This window comes from Burkholderia sp. Ac-20345 (genome assembly GCF_017104825.1).
Classification (GTDB): domain Bacteria; phylum Pseudomonadota; class Gammaproteobacteria; order Burkholderiales; family Burkholderiaceae; genus Burkholderia; species Burkholderia lata_B.
On record NZ_JAAGPO010000311.1, the window covers coordinates 1 to 7,672 of the forward strand.

At 68.7% G+C, this 7,672-nt stretch carries 8 protein-coding genes; 2 read left to right on the forward strand and 6 right to left on the reverse strand.

Translation table 11 applies throughout. The annotated features are described in order from the left end of the window. The coding region (locus G3O06_RS45205) for a LysR family transcriptional regulator (RefSeq protein ID WP_205819961.1) at positions 1 to 139 on the reverse strand (139 nt) is incomplete at its 3' end. Between the two features lie 101 nt (positions 140 to 240). Here G3O06_RS45205 and G3O06_RS45210 point away from each other — a divergent pair. Both G3O06_RS45210 and G3O06_RS45215 read left to right on the forward strand, forming a co-directional pair. Next, positions 241 to 1,224, forward strand: a complete 984-nt coding sequence (locus tag G3O06_RS45210; protein ID WP_205819956.1) for an NAD-dependent epimerase/dehydratase family protein — start codon at positions 241 to 243, stop codon at positions 1,222 to 1,224. Between the two features lie 131 nt (positions 1,225 to 1,355). Further along, on the forward strand, positions 1,356 to 2,747 hold the full coding sequence (locus tag G3O06_RS45215; RefSeq protein ID WP_175005707.1) for an RtcB family protein: 1,392 nt from the start codon (positions 1,356 to 1,358) through the stop codon (positions 2,745 to 2,747). Between the two features lie 409 nt (positions 2,748 to 3,156). On the opposite strand, the gene G3O06_RS45220 is transcribed toward G3O06_RS45215, so the two are convergent. The 5 genes from G3O06_RS45220 to G3O06_RS45240 form a co-directional block, all read right to left on the reverse strand. Continuing rightward, positions 3,157 to 3,858 (reverse strand): DUF2848 domain-containing protein, encoded by a 702-nt coding sequence (locus tag G3O06_RS45220; protein ID WP_205819957.1) that lies wholly within the window; start codon positions 3,856 to 3,858, stop codon positions 3,157 to 3,159. 49 nt (positions 3,859 to 3,907) lie between these two features. Beyond that, positions 3,908 to 5,227, reverse strand: coding sequence for an MFS transporter (locus tag G3O06_RS45225; RefSeq protein WP_205819962.1), 1,320 nt, complete (start codon positions 5,225 to 5,227; stop codon positions 3,908 to 3,910). Positions 5,228 to 5,306: 79 nt separating this feature from the next. Then, on the reverse strand, positions 5,307 to 5,996 hold the full coding sequence (locus G3O06_RS45230; RefSeq protein WP_205819958.1) for a DUF4286 family protein: 690 nt from the start codon (positions 5,994 to 5,996) through the stop codon (positions 5,307 to 5,309). 101 nt (positions 5,997 to 6,097) lie between these two features. Next, complete coding sequence (locus G3O06_RS45235) at positions 6,098 to 7,150, reverse strand: LysR family transcriptional regulator (protein ID WP_205819959.1); 1,053 nt, start codon at positions 7,148 to 7,150, stop codon at positions 6,098 to 6,100. Between the two features lie 198 nt (positions 7,151 to 7,348). Next, positions 7,349 to 7,672 (reverse strand): SDR family oxidoreductase (locus G3O06_RS45240; protein WP_205819960.1); only part of this gene is annotated, 324 nt, incomplete at its 5' end.

Consider the following 7,672-nt stretch of genomic DNA (forward strand, 5'->3'; position numbering starts at 1 on the left):
CCGCGGCCTCGAGCGCCGCGACGTGGCGGCCGGCCGTCGGCTGCGTGATGCCGAGCGCGCGCGCCGCGCCCGACAGCGAGCCCTCCGTCAGCACGGCGAGGAAGGTGCGGTAGCGTTCCCAGTTCAGATCGGTGGTCATACATAAATGTATAGCTGATCGATTGGGTTCGGCAATTCCTTGATAGCCGATGGCGCGCCAGAATGCGTGTCATCAAGGAAGTTCATTCAAGGAGAGCGGCAATGACGAACCACGCGGGCGGGACGCAACGACAGGCACTCGTGCTCGGCGCGAGCGGCGGGATTGGCGGGGAAGTCGCGCGGCAGTTGCGCGATGCGGGCTGGCAGGTGCGCGCGCTGAAGCGCGGGCTCGACGCCGAGGTCGTGGAGCGCGACGGCATCGCATGGATGCGCGGCGACGCGATGGACCGCGATGCAGTTGTCCGGGCCGCGCGCGGCTGCAGCGTGATCGTGCATGCGGTGAATCCCCCTGGCTACCGGAACTGGGCCGGGCAGGTGCTGCCGATGATCGACAACACGATCGCGGCGGCGAAGGCGGAGCACGCCACCGTCGTGCTGCCGGGCACGGTCTACAACTACGGTGCCGATGCGTTTCCGGTGCTGGTCGAAGATGCGCCGCAGCATCCGTCGACGCGCAAGGGCGCGATTCGCGTCGAGCTGGAGCGTCGGCTGCAGGATGCGGCCGGGCAGGGCGTTCGCACGATCATCGTGCGCGCCGGCGATTTCTTCGGGCCGAAGCTCACCGGCAACAGCTGGTTTGCGGCGGGGTTCGTCAAGGCCGGGCAGCCGGTTGCGGCCATCAGCGTGCCGGGGCGGGACGGCATCGGGCATCAATGGTCGTATGTGCCGGACGCCGCGCGCGCGATGGTCGAGCTGATCGAGCGGCGCGACACGCTGGAACCGTTTGCACGCTTTCATCTCGGCGGACATTGGGATGCGGACGGCACGCAGATGGCGGAGGCCGTACGGCGCGTCGCGCAGCGGCACGGGCTGCGTCCGACGGTGCGCAAGTTCCCGTGGTGGTTCGTGTGGGTCGCGGCGCCGTTCGTCACGACGCTGCGCGAATTGCTCGAGATGCGCTACCTGTGGCGCGAATCGATCCGGCTCGACAACGCGCGGGTGATCGCGGTGCTCGGCCGCGAGCCGGTGACGCCGCTCGACACGGCGGTGGAGGCGACGCTGGCGGGGCTCGGGTGTCTCAAGTGAGCAACGGCGGTCGCGAACGCAAGCGCGTTCTGCTATGATCCGCGCTCCCTTCCTCGACGCTGCTGCAGGAAGGTACCCTCGACCGCCGGAAAGCCGGAGGTCGCGTCGTACCTTTTTCATTTCCAGCAGCGATGTCTACTCTTCCTCGCTTAAAAAAGGCCTTGCAACGGCAAGGCATCCATGTCGACTATCACGCCGGCATCTATCACCTGCGCAATGAACTGACGCAGGCGTCCGTCCTGTTGCCCGATTCGCTCCCGCTCGAGGAGAAGGCCGTTCAGCAGTTGCTCGCGTTCGCGGCCGTCCGTTCGCCGGATGGCCATCAGGGCGTGTGCAAGGCGTGCGCGACGCCCGATTTTCATCCGGGCGGGGTCGCGCCCGTCGGCTCGATCGTCGCGACCGACGACGCGTTCGTGATTCCCGCCGCGGTCGGCACCGATATCAATTGCGGGATGCGTCTCGTCACCACGGGTCTCAAGCGGTCGGCGCTCGCGCCGTTCGAGACGGCGCTGGTCGAGCGGCTGACGCGTGCGATCCTCGCGGATCGGCGCGACGTGCCGGTCGCCAGCGACGCATTCCGCGCGCTGTTCGATGCGGGCCCGGCGGCATTCGTCGATCGCGTCGCGCAGCAGGGGCTCTGGCAGCACGTCGACCGCGACCGGCTCATCGACGAACTGTCGTCGTGCATCGGCCTCGACCGGTTCGACGGCAGCGCGAAATATGCGCCGGACGCACACGTCGGGTCGCGCGAGGTATTCCGCGATCCTTGCCTCGGTACACCCGGGTCGGGCAATCATTTCGTCGAACTGCAGGTGGTCGACGCCGTGTTCGATCGGCATGCGGCCTACCGTGCGGGACTCGCGAAGGACGATGTCGTGGTGATGATCCACAGCGGTTCGCGCGATGTCGGTTTCTACGTCGGGCGCCGCTGGATGGACCGGGCGCGCGCGGCGTGGCCGGCGGGCGTCAGGCATCCGGAAAGCGGCCTGTACGGGCTTTCCGGCGAGCTGGCGCGCGAATACCTCGTCGCGATGGGCACGGCCGCGCGCTATGCGTGGCTCAACCGTGTCGTGCTTGCCGAGATGGTGCGCAAGGAACTGGCGGAACTCACCGGCGAGACCCGCTCGGCACTCGTGGTCGACGTGCCGCACAACGTCGTGCTGCGCGAAAACGGGATGAACATCCATCGCAAGGGGGCGACGCCCGCCCGCGACGGCGATCTCGTGCTGATTCCCGGATCGATGGGCGATGCGTCGTTTCTCGCGACCGGGCTCGGCCACCCCGACTGGCTGTGGTCATGCAGCCACGGTGCCGGCCGCAGCGTGCGCCGGCAGGCGGTTCGACGCATGCGTACGGAGCAGGCGCCGGGCACGTGGCGCTGCGTCACGCTGCGCGACGAGCGCCGCATCGAGGAAGCGCCGGAAGCCTACAAGCCGATCGGGCCCGTGATCGATGCGCAGGAGCAGGCCGGCCTCATTCGCAGTGCGGTCCGGCTGAAGCCGTGGATCACGTTCAAGGCGTGACGGGCGGCAGCGTGCTCCGTGGCCACCGTCGTTGCGTGCGCCAGGGCCGGCGACACGCCGTCTGCCTCCCCGTGCCTCGGGCCGCGCCCGGACACGGGGAAGCGTCATCGCGAACCGAAGCACACGCGGCACAACAATTTTCCACATACCCGGGCGCGTCCGATGAGCATCATGTCGATCAACGTCGAAAAAAGCGAAAACGGGTGCGCAATGTTGCATTTCGGATGGAAAGTGTCGGTTGCGGGGGCAATTATGTTCGCATTGAGCGGGTGCACCGACCTGGCTGGTGTTCTGTATTGCAACAACTCGCAGATCAACTTCCCGGACTATCACTGCTTTCAGCCGTACTAGCAGCGGCTGGCGCGGCGACAGGACGCTGCCGCGCGGGTGTGCCGCGCCTCATTGCCCGTTATGCCACGACCGGCAACATCTCCACTGCATAGCGGTGCCGAAGGCTGCGCCCGAGCACCGGATCGTGCAGTTCCATCTCGAACGCATCGCCGTCGCCCATCGCCGCGATCGCGCCATGCACGGCGACCGTGCCGCCGTACATCGCGCAGCGCGCGGGCATCGTGCGGCGGTCGTCGAAGCGCTGCCACAGCACGTCGGGCGCGAGCAGGCCGCTTACTGCGCCGTGCTGGTACGCCGTCCGCTCGCCATCGCGCGAGATCAGCCACGAACGCATCTCGATCGCATCCCAGTGATCTGCTACTTCCGCGTAAAGCCACGCATCGCGGCCGAGCGGTTTCGCGCACACCTGCTTCGACACCGCGACGCCGTAGGCTTCGACTTCACGATCCGTATGGTCGGAGCCGACGGTCACGAGCGTGCCAGCCGGACTGTCGGCCAGCACACATTCGATCTCACCGCCCGAGCGTGCGCCGAGCACGCCGATCGCGGGCGCCTGCGTGAGCAGCGCGGCCGATACGCGATAGAAGCAGGGCGTGGTCGACGGCGGCGCGACGCCGAGCGCCGCGAGTTCGTCGATATGCGCGCGGATCGCCGCCGGATCGCGCCCGGCCCAGCCGGCGATCACGACGCGTTCGATCTCCGCGTCGACAGTGGTCGGCGTGCCTTGCCGGGGAATCACGTTGAACGACAGGGTTTGCATGCGGGTATCCGTTTGAAATGCGAAGGAGTGAATCGGCTGGCGGCGACGCTCAATCAGCGAGCGGCTTGTGCGCGGTTTCGCGGGCGGCGAGGAGCGCGATCGACGTGACGACGAGCGCGGCGGCGACGTACAGCGATACGGCCGTCGTCGTGCCCGTCTGCCGGAACAGCGCGGCGATCACGAGCGGCGCGAAGCCGCCGCCGACGATGCCCGCAAGCGTGTATGCGAGCGACGAGCCTGCATAGCGCACGCGGGTCGGGAACTGTTCGGTCACGAACGCGCCCTGCGGGCCGTACATCACCGCGTGGATCACGAGGCCGATCGCGACGGCCGCGACGATCGCGCCGGGCCGCGCCGAATCGAGCATCGCGAAGAACACGAATGCCCATACGATGCCGGCGAGCGCGCCGGCGAGATACACGGGCCGGCGGCCGAAGCGATCCGACAGCGCGCCGAAGAACGGCACCGCCAGCGCATTGCAGGCCGTGCCGATCATCACGGCCGTCAGTGCGACGGGGCGCGACAGGTGCAGCACGGTCGTCACGTAGGTGAGCGTGAACACGACGATCAGCGCATACAACACGTCCGAACCGATCCGCGAACCGCCCGCGATCAGCAGGCGTTTCCAGTGGTACTTCAGCACGTCCGCGACGGGCACCTCGGCGGTCGCGTGCGATTCGGCGAGTTGCTCGAACTGCGGCGTTTCGTCGACGCCGCGCCGCAGCCAGAAACCGAACACGACGAGCAGCGCGCTGGCCGCGAACGGCACGCGCCAGCCCCACGACAGGAAGTCCCCCGACGTGGTCCACAGCGTCACCAGCGCGATGCAGCCGGTGCCGAGCAGCGTGCCGAACGACGGGCCGATCTGCGTCCATGACGCGGACAGCCCACGGCGCTTCTGGTCGCCGTGCTCGACCGACAGCAGCACCGCGCCGGCCCATTCGCCGCCGAGTGCGACACCTTGCACGAAGCGCAGCGCGACGAGCAGGATCGGGCTCAGGATGCCTGCCTGCGCGTAGGTCGGCAGCGCGCCCATCAGCGCGGTCGTCACGCCCATCAGCACGAGCGTGAGCATCAGCACCGCGCGGCGGCCGATGCGGTCGCCGAGATTGCCGAACACGAAGCCGCCGAGCGGGCGCGATACGTAGCCGACCGCATAGGTCGAGAACGCGAGGATCGTGCCGGCCAGCGGATCGACCGACGGAAAGAACAGGTGGTTGAAGACGAGCGCGGCGAGCGTGTTGTAGATCGTGAAGTCGTACCACTCGAGCGACGTGCCGATCATGCTCGCGGTCGCGAGTCGGCTGTTGCGGACGCGACGGGGCGCGTGGGCGGCGGGCTGGGCGAGAGTGCTCATGGTGTCGGGTATGTCGTGACGGGGAACGGGATGAAACGCCGGGCCGATGCGCTGGCGGGCATCGCGCCTGCGGTGCGGCCGGCGTGGGCGATCAGGCCGGCAGGGCGGCAGCGGTAGCGGCCTCGGTTTCGACGTCGACGCGTGCCGTATGCAGCGGTGCGGCGGCGCGCCACAGCAGGTCGAAGGTGCGGACGTCGTCGTGCCCGGCGAGCGATGCGGCCACGCGGCGTGTCGTGGCCGCATCGCTGCCTTCGATCAGCACGAGCGCATCGGCGGCCGGGCGGGCGGCCGCATCGGCACCGATCGGCGCGGACAGCTCGGGCGCGGTGCAAAAGAGCCGCGCGGCGTGGATGCCCGGTTCGTGCAGCGCGTCGTCGAAGCGCTCGCGCAGCTGCGGTACGTCGATGCGATCCGGCGGCAGCACGAACAGCGCGAGATGCGCGCCTTCGCCGTCACCGGCCTCGATCGTCAGTTCTCCGACGCGTCGCTGCGTGCCCGTCATGCGCTCGAAGTTCGCGAGCGACCATGCGGTCTGCTGCGTGAACGCGCGCCGGTACGCGTCGCCATGGAACACGTCGAGCGCGTCCGTCACGTACAGCGCGAGGTACTTGCGCGGGCCGCGATCGGTCGCACGAAAGCGCCGCGCATGCGTGAAGCCGGGAATCGCGACACGTTCCTGCATGTGCTCGCGGTCGTACCACGCGTTGAAATCGGCTTCGTGCGCGGCGTCGATATCCGTCCAGACGCAAAGCTGGCCGTGCGGAAGGGAAAGGCAGGTCATCGCGGGGTTCCTCGTGACGGGGGTGTGTCAGGAACCGCAGTTTCCCGAAGACGGGCTGCGCCCGTCCAACAAGAAAACAAATTCGCGGTGAACAGGTTTTCTTATGAGCGGCGCGGGCGGCGTTTCGCGGGGGGCGTGGCGGCCGGTGCGGCTTGCGTCGTGCGCTTCGCTTTCGCCGGTGTGTTGGCTTTGGTTTTCGTTTTCGTCGCGGGACGGGCGGGTTTTTTGTCCACGCTGTCGGTCGTGGCCGGCGCTGCCGTCCTTGCGTGGCTCGCGGCGGCCGCCATTGCGCGTGCGACTTCGCTGGCCAGTTCCGCGATGCGCGCGGCTACCGGCAGGCCCTGGCTGCGATACGTCGCGACGAGCGGCAGCGCGGGGAATTCGGGGGCGACGTCGAGCAGTTCGAGCGCGCCTTCGTGCAACTCGCGCCCGATGATCGCGGGCGGCAATGCGGCCACGCCGAAGCCGTCGGCAACGAGGCGGATCATCGCGGCGACCGACGTGATGCAGTTGATGCTGGCAGGCCGCTCGACGGCGGCGAACAACCGCTCGATCGTCGCGTGCGGCCCCGAGTGGCGGGAGAAGCTGATGATCGGGAATTCGGCCAGGCGTGCGACGTCGAGCGCCTGGCCGCCGAGCCCGAGGCGCGGGCTGGCCGCCCAGCGCACCGGGAATTCGCACAGCGGCAGGTTCGTGAAATCGGGGCCCGGCACCGGGTCGGTCTGCAGGATCAGGTCGACGCCGTCGGTGCTGAGCAGGCGGATCAGGTGCAGCGTCGTGTCGCTCGTGATCTCGACGTCGAGGCGCGGATAGCGCTCGCGCAGTTGCGCCATCAGCGCGGGGAACCAGCTGTGCACGATCGATTCGATCACGCCGATCCGGATCAGGCCCGCGTCGCTCGCCGCATCGATGTCGCGCCGCATTTCGCCGTCGAGCCGCACGATTCGCTCCGCGTACGCGAGCATCCGGCGCCCGGCGGGCGTGAGCGTGGCCGAGCGCGTGTTGCGATCGAACAGGCGCACGTCGAACGCTTCCTCGAGCGACGCGATGCGGCTCGACACGGCAGCTTGCGTCGTGTGCAGTTTTTCGGCCGTGAGCCGGAAGTTTTCCAGCTTCGCGAGCCAGACGAAGGTTTCAAGAAACCGGATGTTCATCGAAGTCCGAACAGTAAGGCTGTGCCGGGAGGGGCGGCGGGATCGGTCGATGGTAGCGGATTTTCGGAGGCAGGAAACGAGCGGATGCCGCGATGCGCGTGCGGTGGCCGGTGCGGGGGCGGGTGGTAAAGGGCAGGAGGACGTGCACGAAACGCCGCCTGCGATGTGTGCGTCACGCGGGCGGCGTGCCCGCACGCATCAAAGCTTGTCGAGCGCGAGCGTCGGCACGTCGACGACCATCGCGCCGCCGTCCGCGACGAGCGTCGCGCCGGTCACGAACGATGCGTCCGGCGATGCGAGGAACGCGCAGACGGCCGCGATCTCGTCCGGGTCGGCCGCGCGCCGCAGCGGCACGTCGGCGCTGACGCGCGCATACGCGCCGTCGAGCGTGTCGCCGTGCGCCGACATCAGCGGTTCCATTTCCGCATCGGCCATCGGCGTGCGGACCCAGCCGGGGCACACCGCATTCGCCCGCACGCCGTGTGGCCCGTAGTCGCGCGCGAGCGACCGCGCGAGCCCGAG